General features: G+C 42.1%; 9 protein-coding genes. All 9 read left to right on the top strand.

Translation table 11 applies throughout. From position 1 onward, the window contains the following. Positions 1-96 precede the first annotated feature (96 nt). Positions 97-3,138: a TonB-dependent receptor gene (locus R8N23_RS16455; RefSeq protein WP_318172707.1), complete on the top strand. Its 3,042-nt coding sequence runs from the start codon at positions 97-99 to the stop codon at positions 3,136-3,138. Between the two features lie 30 nt (positions 3,139-3,168). Continuing rightward, positions 3,169-4,692 carry a RagB/SusD family nutrient uptake outer membrane protein gene (locus tag R8N23_RS16450; protein WP_318172706.1) on the top strand — a complete coding sequence of 508 codons (1,524 nt, stop codon included), beginning with the start codon at positions 3,169-3,171 and terminating at the stop codon, positions 4,690-4,692. Between the two features lie 77 nt (positions 4,693-4,769). Further along, entirely contained in the window at positions 4,770-8,057 is a 3,288-nt protein-coding gene (locus tag R8N23_RS16445; RefSeq protein ID WP_318172705.1) for a VCBS repeat-containing protein, read from the top strand. A 195-nt stretch (positions 8,058-8,252) separates the two neighbouring features. Then, positions 8,253-9,809: a tetratricopeptide repeat protein gene (locus tag R8N23_RS16440; protein ID WP_318172704.1), complete on the top strand. Its 1,557-nt coding sequence runs from the start codon at positions 8,253-8,255 to the stop codon at positions 9,807-9,809. A gap of 77 nt (positions 9,810-9,886) precedes the next feature. Then, positions 9,887-11,281, top strand: coding sequence for an aryl-sulfate sulfotransferase (locus R8N23_RS16435; RefSeq protein ID WP_318172703.1), 1,395 nt, complete (start codon positions 9,887-9,889; stop codon positions 11,279-11,281). Beyond that, positions 11,271-12,473, top strand: coding sequence for a chromate efflux transporter (chrA, locus tag R8N23_RS16430; RefSeq protein WP_318172702.1), 1,203 nt, complete (start codon positions 11,271-11,273; stop codon positions 12,471-12,473). Before R8N23_RS16435 ends, chrA begins: the two co-directional genes overlap by 11 nt. Then, the gene (locus tag R8N23_RS16425; RefSeq protein WP_318172701.1) at positions 12,470-13,501 is read left to right on the top strand and encodes a sulfotransferase; all 1,032 of its coding nucleotides are present in this window, start codon (positions 12,470-12,472) and stop codon (positions 13,499-13,501) included. Before chrA ends, R8N23_RS16425 begins: the two co-directional genes overlap by 4 nt. 73 nt (positions 13,502-13,574) lie before the next feature. Then, entirely contained in the window at positions 13,575-15,578 is a 2,004-nt protein-coding gene (locus R8N23_RS16420; RefSeq protein ID WP_318172700.1) for an MGH1-like glycoside hydrolase domain-containing protein, read from the top strand. Between the two features lie 18 nt (positions 15,579-15,596). Next, complete coding sequence (locus R8N23_RS16415) at positions 15,597-18,686, top strand: glycoside hydrolase family 2 TIM barrel-domain containing protein (protein WP_318172699.1); 3,090 nt, start codon at positions 15,597-15,599, stop codon at positions 18,684-18,686. The last annotated feature ends 95 nt before the right edge of the window (positions 18,687-18,781 follow it).

The following is an 18,781-nucleotide window of genomic DNA, read 5'->3' as shown; positions in this document are numbered from 1 at the left end:
TAGAGGTGGTGTAAAGGTGTTTTTTTATGAGAATGATTAATTAAAGTGAACATTTGATCTTGAATCAAAACCCATAATTAAATAATCATAAAGTCTATGAAGAAAAACATACTTAAAAGTTTAGGGTCGGTACTGCTGGTACTCATTCTAATACAGCTGGGACTACCAGCTCAGGCACAATCCCTGATTAAGGGGACTGTTACAGCTTCTGATGAAGCAGGTGGACTGCCTGGAGTCAGTATCCTTGAAAAGGGTACTTCGAACGGTACGGTAACTGATCTCGACGGAAACTTCTCGCTGAGCGTAGGAAGCGAGGCGACTCTAGTTATTAGTTACATAGGTTACACTACGCAAGACGTGACAGTGGGTAATCAGACCAGCATCTCTGTGGTATTAGATCCAGATGTTGAAACGTTGGAAGAAATTGTAGTAATTGGCTACGGCACACAGAAGAAAGCAGAGCTTAGTAGTGCTGTTTCATCTGTTGATGTCGATAATTTACAAAAACTCCCGGGTGCGAATGTGGCAGGGATGCTACAGGGACAGGTAGCAGGCGTCACTTCTACTACTGGATCTGGGGCCCCCGGGTCTGCACCTGTGATAAGAGTAAGGGGTATGGGAACCATCGGTAATAATGATCCTTTGTTTGTTATTGATGGAATACCTGGAGACATATCTTCTATCAATCCAAACGATATTGAATCAATTAATGTATTGAAAGATGCGGCAGCAGCTACAATCTACGGTTCGCGTGCGTCCAATGGAGTAGTGGTTGTCACAACAAAACGAGGAAAAGTGGGCCCTCCGGTAGTGTCTTTAAATGCCTATATGGGAGTCAGCTCAATTAATAAGAAAATTGACGTACTAAATCGAGATCAGAACAATCAGGTGAGTACCGCAGCATTTGCAGCTGAAGGATTAGATCCTTTGCCTTACACCACTCTGCCTATCACCACGGATACTGACTGGCAAGATGAAATGTTCAGAAATGGAGTAGAGCAAAAATACGATTTGGGTATTTCAGGTGGAAATGAGTTTGCTAATTACAATTTCTCGATTGGATTTTACGATAAAGAAGGTACTATCATCGCATCTGACTATAATCGATACAATTTGAGAATGAATGTTGACTTCAAATTGAGTGATCGAATTACCATTGGACAAACTATTTCATATGCGAGATCAGAAAGAAATAGATTAGGTGAGGATGAATCATCTGATAATGGTGGTAATGCAGGACTTTCACCAGTTCTTCAAATCTTGGAATCCATGCCGCACAATGCAGTTTATGACCCAAATTCTCCTAATGGATATGCAGAAGCGGTTGTTTCTTCGGGTAACGTAGTCGGATTAAACAACCTAATTACAGACAAAAGTACGGTTGATAATCTACAGGCCAATGTCTATTTGGAGGCCAAGATAGTTGAAGGCTTAAAATTCAGAACACGGTTTGGTGTGAATATGTATAGTGAAGACCAGGTATATCACGTACCTACCTATACTTTTGGTCCACAAAGTGCCAATGACAAAGCTTCGCTATGGGAATTAAGATCAAAGACATCCGAATGGGTTTGGAACAATGTTTTAGACTATAGCAAAACATTTGGAGATCATACCGTTTCTGCTTTGGTAGGCGTATCGGCTGAAGAACGCGTATACAAGTCAACTGGAGGTAGCAATAATGAATTGCCGTCCAACAAACTAATGGCCTTAAGTGCTGGTATTGGTGATGCCAACTCTTTTGGATCTAATGTAACAAGAACAATTTCATCGGCATTCGGACAGTTCAACTACTCCTATGGTGATAAGTATCTCATTCAAGCCAGTATCAGAAGGGACGGTTCTTCCAGATTTGGTGAAGACAATAGATACGGGGTGTTTCCATCAGTTTCACTTGGTTGGAGAGTTAGTTCGGAAGACTTCTTCAATGTGCCCGGAATTAGCAACCTGAAGCCAAGATTCAGTATAGGTAAATTGGGTAACCAAAATATTGATGATTATCTTTTCCTTGCTCGAGTTTCAAGCAACAATTCAGCACTTAATTACCCACTTGGTGGTGAAGCATCTCAAGTTCCAAACATAGGTACAATCAGCCGTACATTGGCTTCTTACGATATCAAGTGGGAAGAATCAACCACGAGAAACTTTGGATTGGATTTGGGCTTATTGGAGGATCAGGTCACATTGACCTTTGATTACTTTCATACAGAAACGAGCGACATGCTCGTAGGTGTACCAGTTCCTGCTACTTCAGGTATTACAGTGACTCCAGTGACCAATGGAGGTCAGTTGGTGAACAAAGGATGGGAAATGGCAGTGACCTACAAAAAAGTGAAAGGTGACTTCCAATACAACATTACGGGTAACATCACAAGCAACAACAATGAAGTAACCCAGCTTGGTTTTGCGGATGAGTCATTTACAAATGGGCATGTCATTTATGATACACACCCAACCACCAGAACAGAAGTGGGTAGGTCAATCGGAGAATTCTACCTTTTCAAAACTGATGGTTTATTTCAGAATCAGGGAGAAATTGATGCACACGGTATTCAGCCAAATGCTCAACCAGGGGATATCAAATTTGTAGATGTGAACGACGATGGAGAGCTAAATGATGACGACAGAACTTATGTTGGTAGTGGTATTCCAGATTTTGAATATGGTTTAACCTTTAATGCTTCGTACAAGAATTTCGACTTTAGTCTATTCTTCCAGGGAAGCCTGGGCAACGAAGTTTATAACGGAACTAAAGTCTATTTGTATAGAAGACAAGGTGATGACAAAAACTTCTCAGCTGATCTACTCAATGCCTGGACACCAAGTAATACCAATACCAGTGTACCAAGAGTATCTATGTTGGATGCAAACCAAAACATAAGACCTTCTGATTATTTCATGGAAAATGGCTCATACCTACGTCTTAAGAATGTTCAGCTAGGATATAGTTTCGGAGAGATCACCAAAATGTTTTCCAGTGCAAGAGTATATGTAGCAGCGGAAAACTTGTTTACGATTACCGGATATGACGGATATGATCCAGGTAATACTGGATACCAGCAGTTCTCAAGAGGCGTGGATGTTGGGCTTTACCCACTGTCTAGAAACTTAATCATGGGCGTACAGCTCAAATTTTAATAAGGGCTTAAAATGATAAATGAATTAATCATGAAAAGATATGTTATAATATTATTCACTGCACTTACCTTCATGGGTTGCCAGGATTTTTTGGAACCTGAAAATGTGCAAGAATTGACCGAATCTTCATTTTGGCAGAATGAAGCTGATGCCCGAAAGGCATTGGTAGCGGCTTATGCTTCGCTACAGTCTCATACGGGTTCTAAGTGGACTTTTTTCGAACAAATGTATATTAGTGTTACTTGGAAGGCGGATGATATTCTAAATGCGCCTACGGACTACGGAAAGTCCATTGCTGATTTTACTAATGGTACAGACGATGGAGCCATTGCCAGCTTTTGGAAAGCTAACTATACGGGTCTTTCATATGCCAATCAGATTATTGAAAAAGTGCCAGGTATTGAGGCTATCTCTGATGAAAATAAGGATGCATTTGTGGCGGAAGCTAAATTTCTCAGAGCCCTCTACAATTTCAATTTATTGGTGGCTTTTGAGAACATTCCGTTGATTACGGAGACTCCAAAAAGCCCAGAGGATTTCTATGTTTCTCAGGCAGAACCATCAGCAGTATGGGCTCAAATCGAACAGGATCTTTTAGCGGCCAAAGCTGATTTGCCTGCGACGAGAGAAGGCGAGGACGTAGGCCGTGCGACCAGCTGGACTGCTGCTGCATACCTAGGCAAAGTTTATTTATTCCAGGAGAAATTTGGTTCCGCAGTTACTGAGTTGACGGACGTGGTAGACAACGGACCTTATGATTTGTTACCAAATTATGCTGATAACTTTAATGGTGCGGGTGAAAATGGAGTTGAGTCTGTTTTCGAAATCCAATGGAGCGGTAACAGAGCGAATGGAAATGATGAACGTCATCCATTCAATTTTGAAGTGACACCTGGCGCATTGGGTGGATGGGAGTTGTATTACCCATCCGATTGGTTGCTTAGCGAAATGATGACTGACCAGACACCTACTGCAGAGTATAGCGACAGAGTGTATAGCTCCGTATTTTTTGATGACCCTAATTCAGAAATGCTGGATGTATACAGTGGTGTTTCGGTACCCTATGCGGATGTAAAAGATGATCTTTCTCACCCTAAATTTTTCAAAAAATATACTGGAGAATTCGACAAGGATTATTACAATGGAATCAATATTCATCTGATGCGATTTGCGGATGTTTTGTTGATGCAGGCTGAGGCATTAAATGAAGAAAGCGCAGCCAACACGGATGCCGCCATTGCGATTGTGAACCGTGTCCGAAACAGGTCTAATGCAGCCGACATTCCATTAGGCTCCATGAATCAGTCTGAACTAAGACAGCAAATCAGACATCATGAAAGACCCGTAGAATTGGCCATGGAGTACACTATTCGTTGGTTTGATTTGTACAGATGGGCTAAGGGTAGTACAGCACCGGAAAAGATCAGTGATATTATGGAAGCGCATGACAAACCATTTGCAGAGAACTATGTGGATGGCAAGCATGATATTTTCCCAATTCCACTTGAGGAAATGAATAAAAACGAAAACCTTATACAGAACGATGGGTTCTAAATAGTAGTTAGTTGATAATGTATGAAAGAGCAGGAGATAAGTTCTCTTGCTCTTTTTTCACTTAATATGGTATGGATATGAGGGTGGTATATTTCTTTTTGATCGTAGGGTTAATTTCTGCATGTGGTTCTGACAAGAAAGATCAGGAACGGGGAGAGAAGACTGCCTTATTTACTGAACTGAAAGGGGAGCAAACACAAATACGTTTCAAAAATATCATCCCGGAGAATGAAAGGATGAATAGTCTCACCTATGAATATTACTACAACGGGGGAGGTGTAGCCGTGGGAGATGTAAACAATGATGGACTCCCGGACCTTTATCTTACAGGCAATGTCACGCCAAACAAACTGTACCTAAACCAAGGAAATTTTAAATTCAAGGATATCACCGAAGTCACTGGCTTAAAGGACTCGCCAAGCTGGACCACAGGAACTACCATGGTTGACATCAATCAGGATGGTATTTTAGATATCTATGTATGCCGATCGGGTAAACTCGATGAGGCACAGCGAAGAAATTTGTTTTTCGTTTCTGTAGGAATGAAAAACGCCCTGCCGATTTATAAAAACCAAGCCGAAGAGCTGGGTCTGGATGATCCTGCCTACTCCACACAAGCTGCTTTTTTTGATTATGATCGAGACGGAGATGTGGATGTTTTTCTTCTCAATCACAACGTAGAAGTACAGCCTTACTACGAATTGGAAGAATTAAAGAAGAAAAGAGATCCTCTCGTTGGTGACAAGTTATTTAAAAACGAAAATGGAAAGTTCATTGATGTGAGTGCACAAGCTGGCATTCATGGAAATGAAATTGGATATGGCCTGGGTGTTTCCATGGGTGACTTGAATAACGATGGCTGGCCGGATATCTATGTAGCCAATGACTATTCCGAACACGATTATGTATATATCAATAATCAGGATGGTACTTTTTCAGAGCAATCCCAAACTTCCCTGATGCACCAATCCAACTATTCCATGGGCTCAGATATTCAGGACATCAACAATGATGGATGGCTTGATATTATGGTATTGGACATGGTAGCAGAAGACAATTATGGTATCAAAACCAGCATGAGTGGTATGAGCCCTGAACGCTTTCAAACACATCTGGATAATGGTTTACAATATCAATACATGTATAATACACTTCAGTTAAATCGAGGAGAGGCAAGGTTTAGTGAGGTCGGTCAGTTGGCAGGAGTGCATAGTACAGATTGGAGCTGGGCACCTCTTTTGGTTGATATTGATTTAGATGGTCATAAGGACTTGTTTGTGACTAATGGGTTAAAAAGAGACTTTAGAAACAACGACTATCGTAAGTATAAAATTAAACGCCTGGCTGCGGTGGAAGGAAAAGAAGGAGTGGACAAAGCCAAATTGATTAAGGAGTTGGTTAACCTTACACCTCAAAAGAAGTTAAGGAACTATGTGTTCCAAAATCAAGGCAATTTACGGTTTGAAAACAAACAAGACGATTGGGGGATAGTCTCTTCTACTTATTCTAATGGGTTGGCTTATGCCGATTTCGACGGTGATGGCGATCTGGATTTCATTACCAACAACATAGATGAAGAGCCGATTCTTTATAAGAATAATACGCAGGAAATCCATCGAAAAAAATACCTGAAAGTGAGTTTCAAGGGGAGCAAGGAAAACCCAGGAGGTATAGGTGCCAGAGTGAAAATATGGTATCAGGGACAGCAACAAACCCAGGAACATTATCTGACTCGTGGCTATCAATCCTCGGTTGCCCCTAATCTGACATTTGGCTTAGATCAGACCAATCTTATTGATTCTGTGAAAATAGATTGGTCAGATGGAAAAACTCAGATATTAAATCAAATAGCATCTAATCAAACATTGGTTGCAGACTATGAAGAAGCTGTTTTTTCTGAACGGGTGGGAAAAGCACCTCAAGAGGTTGAGCTGCCCAATATCCCCTTTGTCCATCAGGAAAAGAGTTTTAATGATTTTGAAAGAGAGAGTTTGCTGCCTCACAAAATGTCTGAGTTAGGGCCGGGTTTGACAGTAGCTGATATTAATAAGGATGGATTGGAAGACGTTTTTATTTGCGGGGCGAAGGGTTTTAGTGGTTCACTGTTTTTGCAAAATTCCTTGGGAGAATTTGAAATGCCTGCTCAAAATCCTTGGCAGAAGTATAGCGCATCGGAGGAAGTATCTGCATTATTTTTTGATGCTAATGGAGATGGTTGGCCTGATTTGTATGTAGTGAGTGGAAGCAATGAATTCGAAGAGGGAGCAAAAGAGCTCCAAGATCATTTGTATATCAATGACCATGGAGATTTTGTAGATGCATCCCATCTTTTGCCAGGCATTGGGGTGAGTGGAAAAGCAGTTGCTGCTGCGGATTTCGATGAAGATGGCGATCTGGATTTGTTTGTTGGGGGGAGACAAAAGCCAGGCTTGTACCCATATCCTGAAAGCAGTTATCTTCTCGAAAATCAAAATGGAAAATTTGTTGACAGAACTTCAGCAGTTGCTCCCGAGATGACCGAATTAGGAATGGTGACGGATGCGGCATGGATAGATTATGATTTGAGTGGCACGTTAGATTTGATCATAGTAGGCGAGTGGATGCCGTTAACTATTTTTAGTCTCAAAGACGGGAAGTTTATTAAACATGAAGTCGAAAATTCAACCGGATGGTGGAATAGTATAGCGGCCGCCGATTTTGATAAAGATGGCGACCTTGACTTAGTTTTAGGTAATAATGGTCTGAATTATAAATACAAAGCCACTCAAGAAGAACCTTTTTCCGTTTATGCCGACGATTTTGATCAAAATGGTTCTACTGATATTGTTCTGGGATATTATAACAATCAAAAACAGTTTCCACTCCGAGGCAGAGAGTGTTCATCCAATCAAATGCCTTTTATTAAGAAAAAATTTCCTACATACCACGATTTCGGACAGGCTACTTTGCAGGAAGTATACGATCATCAAAATTTAGCCAATGCGCTGCAATATCATGTCAAGACATTTGCCACCTCCTATGCAGGAAACTTAGGCAATGGAGACTTTACCATTATGTCACTACCAGTTGAAACACAATTTTCGGCTACTAATACAATCGTGATAGAAGATGTAAATGCCGACGGTAGTCTTGACATCCTTCTAGCAGGAAATCTATATCAATCAGAAGTAGAAACCCCCAGAAATGATGCAAGTTTTGGAGCCATTTTATTGGGGAATGGGCAGGGGCAATTCGAATACTTTGATCATTTGGGTCTAAACATAGATATAAGAAGTATGAGTCTTATTCGCTTAACAGATCAAAGTCTTGCAATAGTAGTATCCAGCAACCAAGGCCCTGTTAAAATATTGAAGCTGCCTTTTTAACACTAGTTTTCCTTTGTATTTTTAATATTATAAACAATTAATGAATTCAGGCTTTTGAGAAGACTTCATTGCATTTCAACATTATGGCTAATTTTTGTAATTAGTCTGAATTGCCAGGCGCAAGAATCGCTATGGGATCGACCGGTCACTAATGCTCAAAACTTAATCGACAGTCTTGTGCATCGATTGCCAGTCATGCAAAAAGAAGAAAAGCTCAAAAATCTCAATTTACTTGCAGAAGCTTATTGGGAACTCAATGCAGATAAAAGTATCAATTACGGCTTAGAAGCGTTGGCGTTAGCAAAGGAGCTTAGGAATCCCAAAGAGGAAGGATATGCGTTATTAAATATTTGTCAAGGCTATTTGTTTAATGATTCCTATGATCAGGCCTTGGATTATGGTTTAAAATCGCTGAAGGTGAGGGAGCAAGTGGGGGATGTAAAAGATATTGCATACACCCTTCGAACGATCGGTTGGTTGTATTACGATATAGGATATTTTGACAATGCTCTTGATTATCACTTCAAAGTACTTGACATCCATAAGGAGCTCGGAGATGATGAGCGCATTGCCTATAGTTATAATAGCCTAGGTATAATATATTCAAGTAAAAAAGATCATCTAAAGGCCATATCCTATTCCACTCAGTCTTTAAGGCTCAAATTACCATTTGGAAACAAAGAAAGAATTTCCAGTTCACATGCCAATTTGGGAACAAGTTATGCTGCTTTAGGTGAGTTGGATTTGGCGCAAGATCATTTAGAAAAGGCTTTAGCACTAATAGAAAATACAGCTGAATATTTTGAACAAGTCGAAATTTTGAATGAATTGGCCAATGTGCAATTTCAGAGAAAAAAATATGATCTAAGTGAAGAATACTTAGAAAGAGCTCGGCAGCTCATTGACTCAGTAAATGTTAATAAAGTACTTAAAGAAAGAAATTTCTTTTTATCCTCGGCGCTTTACAAAGCAAAAGGTGATTTCGAAAAGTCACTGGAGTACCTCACATCTTATGATTCGATTCAAAAAGAAATACTTTCTGATGAGAAACAGAATCGATTAGCAGAAATGAGGATTTTGTACGAATCCGAACGTCGGGAGAATGAGGTTAATTTATTGAAACAAGAAAAGGAGGCAGAGGAGCTTCGAAAAAATGCGCTCATCGTAGGCATGGTGCTGCTGTTAGTCATTGGTATTTTGATTGTCAATAGATTGGTGAGCGGTATGAAGAAGAATAAGAAAATCTTCGAGATCAATCAGAACCTGGTCAAGGTCCAACTGGAAAAAGAAGAAGTAGAATCCGCACGCCTAAAGGAGCGTTTGGAATACCGAAAAAAGGAATTAACCAAGATGGGACTTTTCATCTCTCAGCGTAACGAGACTTATCAGCTACTCGCTAATTCATTAAAGAAATTCGACTTTTTAGATAGAGCCGATGCCGAACAAAAAATCAAATCATTGATAAGCGAATTTGAAAGCCGGTTGAAAATTAATGAGGACATCGATGGATTCTATTCTGATGTGGAGCAGCTGCATGATGACTTCTTCTTTAGACTGAAAGAAAAATTTCCAAACCTGACCGACAATGATATGCGTCTGGCTGCTCAACTGAGACTCAACCTAAGTTCCAAGGAGATATCTTCCCTCAACAATATCTCTGTAAAATCTGTAGAAATCAGTAGATATCGGCTGAGGAAGAAACTGGAGCTTGACCCCGAGGATATCCTTACCGACTACCTGCGTGATGTATAGTGTAGAGGTCATGTAGAGCCGAAAAAATCTATTCTCAGTGTGTTTAAGGGTATTTTTGATTTTCATCAAACATACTGATGTTGACTTTTATTAAACATACCCCATTTTTAGCCTGTCTGGTGTTAGGCTATTGGCTTTCTTCTTGCCAGTCGGAAACTATTCAGTTTACTACGGATCCTGTAGCTCTTCCGGATTCTACGAATGAACTCCGAATGAAGGTCTCTTTTGACTTGAATCAGGAAGCTGAAGCTTACGTTGCATTTTGGGTCAAAGACAAACCAGATCAAAAGTATTACTCTCCACTTTCTCCTGTAGGCCAGAGTCACTACATGTCTTTAGTGGGGTTAAAGGGTATTACCACTTATGAGTATCAGGTAATCGCTAGAAATGAGAAGACGGAGAACAGCAGCGATATACAGAGTTTCACTACCGAGAAATTCCCAATCAATGTTCTGCACCTGCGTTGGGATGAGGAAAAAGTGGCGGGATTGGATGGTTATATTTTGTCTCAGCGAAGAATGGTAAATGGGATTATCTATTTGATAGATCAGGATGGAGATGTGGTGTGGTATCAAAGTGTACCCAAGCAACCGAAGCTATCACATTGGACAGATAAGGATCGGGTGCTCGTGCTTTATGGTGCCGCCAAGCATCGTAACAGTTCTGGTGATCAGATTGTGGAGTATGATTTATTAGGGAATGAACTTTTTCACCTCGATTTGAGCAAATTGAATGAACCATTAGAAGCACATCACGAAGTGAGATATAACGAGGAGGGCAATCTCCTGGCATTGGTCTACGAATTTCAAAAACACGATTTGTCGAAAGTGGGAGGGTCACCCGATCAGCAAGTGATGGGAGATAAAATCGTAAAAATGGACACTTCGGGTCAAGTGCTTTGGTCTTGGTCGATATTCGACTATCTCAATCCTGCTTTGGATTCCACCATTCTTAAAACCGCTGAGGATTGGAGTCATGCAAACAGTCTGTCTATAGATCAAGATGGGAATTATTTGATCTCATTTAGGAATTTCAATCAGGTTTGGAAAATCGATGCCCAAAGCGGAGACGTATTTTGGAAGCTGGGAGAGGGGGGCAATATCGCAGTGGACAGCTCTGGCTATTTTTATGGCCAACATGCCTTCCATATCAATCCAGAAGGAAGCTATCAGGTCTTCGACAATGGTAGAAAAGAACGCCAGACGCGAATAGTTACTTATCAAATAGAAGAGTCCAACAAAACGGCTGATATAAAAACAATCATTGAACTACCGGAGGATTTGTATTGCGACAAAATGGGCAGTGCTTATTTGATGAACAATGACAATTTCCTGATTTGCGCACCTCGTACCAATTCTCTTGTGGTGGTCAATCCAGTAGGAGAGGTATTGTGTAGGGCACGTGTTGGGATTCCGGATCCCTATCGTGCCGAGTATGTCCCGCAATTATACGATTTGAGCCATGTCAGATAATTCGGCGAACCTATCGATGGGTTATCTATTTAAGACATTTCTGAAAGTGGGGTCATTTTCATTTGGAGGGTTTATGGCATTGATTGCTGTCCTGCAAAAGCAAATGGTGGAAGAGGATAAAACGCTGGATAATCAAGTCTTACTAGACGGAGTGAGTCTGGCTTCCATTCTTCCGGGTCCTTTGGCTGTCAATACTGTAGGATTTGTTGGCTATCGACTCAAAGGCTTTTGGGGTGGTTTGCTGTCTATGTTTGCCGTTACCCTACCATGCTTTTTGTTGGTGCTTTTGTTTTCGGTTTTCTATTTCCAATACGGCGAACTGCAACTTTTCCAAACAATCATCTCATGGGTGATGCCAGCCATCGTAGTGATCATTCTGATGGTGGTAGTGAATATGTCAAAAAAGCATTTGACAGGTGCAAGTCATATTGTCTTGTCTGCCGTCGCTCTGGTAGCTGGTCAATGGCTCAACGGCATCTTTGCAACGTTGGTCGTGATGTTGGTTGGAGCTGTTTTTGGTTTTTTCTTTTTGAGAAAGAAGGAGGAGAACGCTTTGACAACTAATATCACTGCTTCTACAAACCATTTGATTCGGCATTTTGCCGTACTGCTGGCAGTTATTGTAGTGATAGTTTTAGGTCTTTATTTCTTTCAGAACGAGTCTCTTTGGCTAACCAATCTCAAAGTACTATTCACCTTTTCGTCAATGAGCCTGACCTTGTTTGGAGGTGGTTATGTCATCATACCGATCATACAAGAAACAATAGTAGAGTCCATGCAATGGCTGAGTTTGTCTGAGTTCAACACGGCACTGGCCATAAGCCAAATCACACCAGGTCCCATACTTATTAGTGCCACTTTCATCGGATACAAAGTAGCAGGTTTTACTGGGGCGTGCCTGGCAACTCTTGGGATTTTTTTACCATCAGGTTTGCTCATGATTGTTTGCAGTCACTGGCTGATACGCTACAAGGATAACAAAAATATCAAAGGAATTTTTGAAGGATTAAGGCCGGTAGTCCTCGGTTTGATACTATCCGCAGCAATTACGATTGCCAGAGGTACACTGACAGATGAGCAGGCCTTGATTTCTTTCGGATTACTGCTCATTGCAGGTCTTTGGTTCAAATTATCAACCCCTATGCTCATGCTTTCGGCTATGGTCATAGGTCTAATTGGATTTTTATTATGAATAAGCAATATACGCCCATCCAAATCATAGGTACTCAGCGCTCTGGGTCCAATTTGCTAAGGCTCATGATCAATGAGTTGGAAGGTGTGGTAGCTCCTCACCCACCGCACATTCTCAAAACTTTCATGCCGCTTTTGGGGCAGTATGGCGATTTGTCTGATGCGTCAAACTTCAGACAACTGGTCGAAGATGCCTGCCGACTGGTGGAGACTAATCCTGTGGTTTGGGAAAATGTAGCTTTGGATAGAGAGCAAATTTTCGCACAGTCCACCAATCGAAATCTGATCGAAATTTTCAAAAGTATTTACGAACAAATGGCTGCTGCCAATGGTGCCAACTTTTGGTGTTGCAAAAGTATGGCCAACGTCAGTTATGCTGATCAATTCGAAAGTAATGGATTGAAGCCATTGTATATCCGTCTGGTTAGAGACGGCAGGGATGTAGCCGCTTCTTTCAAAAAAGTAGCGGTGGGTGAAAAACACAGCTACCATTTGGCGAAATATTGGAATAATCTCCAGCAAAAATCTGAAGATCTGGTCGGAAATATTGGGACCGATCGGGCCATCACAATTAGATATGAGGATTTGATCCATGAGCCAGAGCAGGTGATGCGTCAGATTTGTGCTTTTTTAGGTTTGCCTTATTCGGATCAGGTTTTCAATTATTTCCAATCAGAAGAATCCAAGCATACTGCTGCTTCTGGTTTTATGTGGTCTAACGTCACTCAGCCTATTCTCAAAAATAATACGCAGAAGTACAAATCTGTTTTAACCGAAAAAGAAGTCGAGATATTCGAATCAATCGCAGGTCAAATGCTGATGAAGAACAGGTACACCGTGAATGGCAATAAGCCATTAATTTTCTCCGCTGAAGAGATACGGGAATTTGAAATAGAAAATGAAAGATTGAAAAAAGAAACGCTCAAACAAGAGCATCTTAAAATTGATTTGCAAAAAAGAGCTGCACAAGAAGCTTTGGTAGAGGAGATCAAAGCTCGAAAAGTTATGCAAATGGCCGAATTGGCCTGATTAAATAACAATGTAGGGGTAGTGTAGGGGTAAATTATTTAGCAAAACCTGATCTAAAAGATACATTTGAAATATGAAAAATGACTTAGTGACAATAAGCCTTATTGGATGTTTGGGACTTGCGGTTTTGATGTCTTGCGGCCAAAGCCAAAGTTCCAATGTCGAAAACCTGCAACCAGAATTTTCAAATTTGTTCGACCTTTGGGGTATGCCAAATAATGTAAAGGATCGCTCGGTCTTTAGTTTTTCAGACCTGGGTGCATGGCATAGTTATTCGCTGAGTCCGAAGCCGTCTGGAGGTTTTGTAGGCCCTTATTTGATGACCGACGACAATGGTATTTGGGCTTCTCAGCAGTTGGTTACACTGCAGTTGTCTTTGGGTGGTTTGGCATTGGATTGGTCTTCCGCCAAAATGATAGAAAGTCTCTATTTACCTGGGAGACTAATTCAGACTTATCAGTTAGAAGGCATCACGATCAAGCAAGAGCTGATCTTCATTTCCAACAGATCCACCTTGGTGCAATATCAAATCGAAAGCAACGCCAAACAGCCGAAGGTAGTGGCTGATCTGAAAGCAGCTACTTGGTTATCAGGGTGGTCTTTTAGTGTGGACAATGATCAACTATTGTTGCAATCTGATAGCAGCAAAACCAAGGTGTTGCTCACCTTTGATCAGCCTGCCGATGGCGTGATTGAAGCCAATTCGTTCGTTGGTCAGGAACAGGAATTTGATCTCAACCCTAATTTCCCGGTCAAGATCAGCTACGTGCAGTCGACATATTTCACCGAAAGTGAGAGAAGAGATGATAAAGAAGCGATAGACAAAGCACTGGTCAATCCGGTCTGGGCTTTCGCTAATAATCAAAAAAGGTGGAATGACTACCTGACAAAAACATTGGAGAAAACAGACGGACAGGCGATTGATTCTGTTTACAAAGACGTAGCGGTAAAATCCCTTAACACACTGATCAACAACTGGCGAAGCGCTGCCGGCGAATTGAAGCATGATGGATTGTTTCCGTCCTATGCCTACGGAGGATTTCATGGTTTTTGGGCTTGGGATTCGTGGAAACATTCCGTTGGATTGGCGGATATCCTTCCACAATTGGCCAAGGATCAAATACTGACCATGTATGATTATCAGGATATTGATGGCATGATTGCGGACTGTATTTTCAGGGATACGTTGATCGAAAAACACAACTGGAGAGATACCAAACCGCCACTATCAGGTTGGGCAATAGCCAAAGTATTTGAGACCACTCAGGATACAATATTTATTAAGCAGCTCTATCCAAAACTCAAAAAATATCATCAATGGTGGTACGATTTCCGCGATCACGACCAAAATGGCTTGTGCGAATATGGATCTACGGACGGCACCCGAGTAGCCGCTGCCTGGGAGAGCGGCATGGACAATGCCGTACGCTTCGATGAGGCCACCATGCTTACGAATGGAGGAGGCGGGTATTCCTTGGATCAAGAGTCGGTAGACCTCAATGCTTACCTTTATGCGGAGAAGTTGTACCTGGTTCAGTTGGCGCAAATACTGGGGGAAACTTCTGATGCAGAAAGATATCGGCAAGAAGCGTTAGGACTTGCTGAGCAGATAAAGGAGCAATTTTACGATAGCGGAAAAGGCTTTTTCTTCGATGTGATGTTGGATGATAAAGTCATTCAGATATTTGGTCCCGAAGGCTGGATTCCGCTTTGGGCGGGATTGGCTACGGAGGAGCAGGCTGCTGCCGTGGCTAATCACATCATGGATCAGTCTCAGTTCAACACCAAAGTACCACTACCAACCCTAGACGCTTCTCACCCAAAGTTCAATCCGAAAAATGGATACTGGCGTGGCCCGGTTTGGCTCGATCAGGTGTATTTTGCTATTCGAGGACTGGAAAAATATGGCTATCACCAAGAAGCCAACGAGCTCAAAAACAAACTGTTTAACAACGCCGAAGGCCTGATGACGGACGGGCCTATACGCGAAAATTATCACCCCATCACCGGCGAAGGCCTCAATGCCAAGCATTTTAGTTGGTCCGCTGCGCACCTATTGATGTTGATCAGAGAATAATCGAAAATGAAGAAAGGAATGAAAAAAGTAGGATGGCTAGTCGGATTGCTGGCCTTAGGTTGCACCACACCAAAGCAGCATCATGACTGGGAAGACCAGTCCATTACAGAGATCAATAAGCTACCGGCCAGGTCGGATTATTTCCCCTATGAATCCATGGATTTGGCGAAGACCAAAAACAAAGCCGCTTCAGAAAGATACTTGTCACTGGACGGTAAATGGAAATTCAATTGGGTGCGTAAACCAGCTGACCGACCTAAAGATTTTTATAAGAAAACGTTTAGTGATAGTGAATGGAAATTGATCGACGTGCCGGGTAATTGGGAGCGTCTGGGGTATGGCGTGCCTCATTACCTGGACGTTGATTATCCATTTCCGGCCAATCCGCCATACATTCCTAATGATTACAATCCGGTGGGCTCGTATCGTAAGACTTTCGATTTGCCACTTTCGTGGAATGGCAACGAGGTCATCATCCATTTTGGAGCTGTACGATCGGCCTTCTACCTCTGGGTCAACGGCCAAAAGGTCGGCTATAGCCAAGGCTCAAAGCTTCCGGCGGAGTTTGATATTACGGAGTTTGTACAGCCCGGTGAAAATCTGGTGGCCATCGAAGTCTATCGCTGGAGTGATGGTAGTTATCTGGAGGATCAGGACATGTGGCGTTTGAGTGGAATCGATCGTTCGGTATTCGTGTATGCGCAGCCTAAATTGCATTTGTACGATCATACCGTGTTGGCAAGTTTGGATGAAAATTTCAAAAATGGCCAGTTGGAAATCACTGCAGGGGTCGCCGGTGGCACTGGCTCTTTGCAAGTGAAACTGATGGATGGAGAAAATGAAATCTCAAATCTCAAATCCCAAATCTCAAATCAAGAAAATCAAATCTTAAACCTCAAATCTCAAATCTCAAATCCAAAATTGTGGTCTGCAGAATATCCAAACCTGTATCAGCTGACTATGGAACTCAAAGATAGCCTCGGCAACACCGTGGAGGCCTATAGTCAAAACATCGGATTTCGGACTGCAGAGATCAAAGATGGTAACTTCAAAATCAATGGCCAAACCGTAATGATCAAGGGAGTGAACCGTCATGAACACGATCCGGTGACTGGGCATGTAGTAGACGAAGCCAGCATGATTAAAGACATCAAACTGATGAAGCAATTCAACATCAACGCCGTGCGAGCCAGTCACTATCCCAATGTCACACGCTGGTATGAGCTGTGTGATGAATACGGGTTATATGTGGTAGACGAGGCCAATATTGAATCACATGGCATGGAGATTCAGAATCCTGACGTGACCCTGGCCAACCAACCTTCCTGGCAAAAGGCGCACTTGGATCGAGTGCAAAGAATGTACGAGCGAGATAAAAACTTCACCAGTATTGTGACTTGGTCGCTAGGGAATGAAGCGGGTTATGGTGTCAATTTTCAAGCGACCTACGATTGGCTTAAAGCCCAAGACCAAAGCCGACCAGTACAATACGAAATGGCTCAAAATTCGGATTATTCAGACATCCAGGCACCTATGTATCACTCGATAGAGCGCATTGTGGAGTATGCCGAAAAAAACTCAAACAAGCCCTTGATCTTGTGCGAATATGCCCACGCCATGGGCAACAGTGTAGGTAATCTGCAAGACTATTGGGACGCGATAGAAAAGTACAAATCGCTGCAAGGTGGCTTTATCTGGGATTGGGTGGATCAAGGATTGCTAGAGACCTCCGAAGATGGCGAAGAGTATTTCGCCTACGGCGGCGACTATCCGCATGCGCCTGTCAAGAGCGACTCTAATTTCTGCATCAACGGACTGGTGCAGGCCGACAGAATCATCAATCCCCACATTTGGGAAGTGAAGAAAGTGTACCAAAACATCAAAATCAAAGCGGTTGATTTGGAGGATGGAAAATTTGTGATCCAAAACAAATACGACTTTATAAATTTGAGTCAATTCGATTTTGCATGGCAATTGAAAGATGATGAGGGATTGATTACAGAGGGTTTATTGCCAACATTAGCAGTTACACCTCATACAAGCCAAGAATTTCAAATCTCAAATCTCAAATTTGATAATACTGCAAAAGAACAAATCCTCACCATCACTGCTAAAACGAAAGTAGCCACGGCACTTGTGCCTGCCGGACATGAAGTGGCATGGAATCAATTTGTCATTCCAGCTAGTAAGCCAGTCTCGAATGTCAGAGATGCAAATGCTTCCCCACTCGACTTGGTAGAAGATGAGTCCTCTTTTGTGGTAAGGAATACTGCCAATGAAATCACTTTTTCAAAAACCACGGGGCAAATAGAAAGTTGGAAACTCAATGGAAACGAACTACTAATAAGTGGTTTGGAGCCCGACTTCTGGCGAGCACCGGTAGACAATGATCTGGGTAATGGCATGCCAGCCAGAAATGGCATTTGGCACTTTGCCGGAAAAAATCAGCAGCTCCAAAAGTTGGAAGTGATAGGGAAAGAATCGAATGAGGTAGTGATACAAACCAGTTTTGAATTGCCAGATGTTAATTCATCTGAATACATTACCACATATACTATCCAAAGCGATGGGCGCATTCACGTCTATAATCAGTTTATGCCAAAGGGAGATTTACCTGACTTACCTAGATTCGGAATGAAACTCGTGTTGAATCCTGAATTTGACCAAATGAGCTGGTTTGGTAAAGGTCCGCACGAAACCTATTGGGATAAAAACACCGGAGCAAAAGTGGATACCTACAGCGGAACCGTTTGGGATCAGTATCATCCGTATGTCCGTCCACAAGAGTTTGGAAACAAGTCGTCGGTTCGCTGGGCGAGCTTGAAAAATGCAGACGGATTGGGCTTAAAAGTGATCGGAGACTCACTGCTAAACACCCGTGCAATGAATCTGGAGCTGGCGGACATTGACCACACCCCAAGACCAAGTCCTAATAGACACACCACGGACATTAAGAAAAAGCCATTAGTCACCTGGAATATAGACCACATACAAATGGGCGTAGGTGGAGATACCAGCTGGGGCAGGCGAGTGCACAAAGAGTACACGATCCCTGCCAAAAATTACAGCTATGGCTTTACTTTAGTGCCGGTGGGGTTGGATGAGTAATGAAGGCTGTTTGAAAGATCACGTCACTTCGACCCAAAAGGGGAGAAGTCCCCAGCGGTCTGCACTGTCGAAGGGGATATCTCCTTCCAGTCGAT

Source organism: Reichenbachiella sp., from assembly GCF_033344935.1.
GTDB lineage: Bacteria > Bacteroidota > Bacteroidia > Cytophagales > Cyclobacteriaceae > Reichenbachiella.
Note: the sequence above shows the minus strand (reverse complement) of the source record. Positions and strands in the feature narration are given on the sequence as shown.

What these genes read in the sequence shown, in the direction of transcription:
- chrA (WP_318172702.1), top strand. Translation starts at nt 11,271, where the DNA reads ATGTCAGATAATTCGGCGAACCTATCGATGGGTTATCTATTTAAGACA.
- R8N23_RS16450 (WP_318172706.1), top strand. Translation starts at nt 3,169, where the DNA reads ATGAAAAGATATGTTATAATATTATTCACTGCACTTACCTTCATGGGT.
- R8N23_RS16420 (WP_318172700.1), top strand. Translation starts at nt 13,575, where the DNA reads ATGAAAAATGACTTAGTGACAATAAGCCTTATTGGATGTTTGGGACTT.
- R8N23_RS16435 (WP_318172703.1), top strand. Translation starts at nt 9,887, where the DNA reads ATGTTGACTTTTATTAAACATACCCCATTTTTAGCCTGTCTGGTGTTA.
- R8N23_RS16455 (WP_318172707.1), top strand. Translation starts at nt 97, where the DNA reads ATGAAGAAAAACATACTTAAAAGTTTAGGGTCGGTACTGCTGGTACTC.
- R8N23_RS16445 (WP_318172705.1), top strand. Translation starts at nt 4,770, where the DNA reads ATGAGGGTGGTATATTTCTTTTTGATCGTAGGGTTAATTTCTGCATGT.
- R8N23_RS16440 (WP_318172704.1), top strand. Translation starts at nt 8,253, where the DNA reads ATGCAAAAAGAAGAAAAGCTCAAAAATCTCAATTTACTTGCAGAAGCT.
- R8N23_RS16415 (WP_318172699.1), top strand. Translation starts at nt 15,597, where the DNA reads ATGAAAAAAGTAGGATGGCTAGTCGGATTGCTGGCCTTAGGTTGCACC.
- R8N23_RS16425 (WP_318172701.1), top strand. Translation starts at nt 12,470, where the DNA reads ATGAATAAGCAATATACGCCCATCCAAATCATAGGTACTCAGCGCTCT.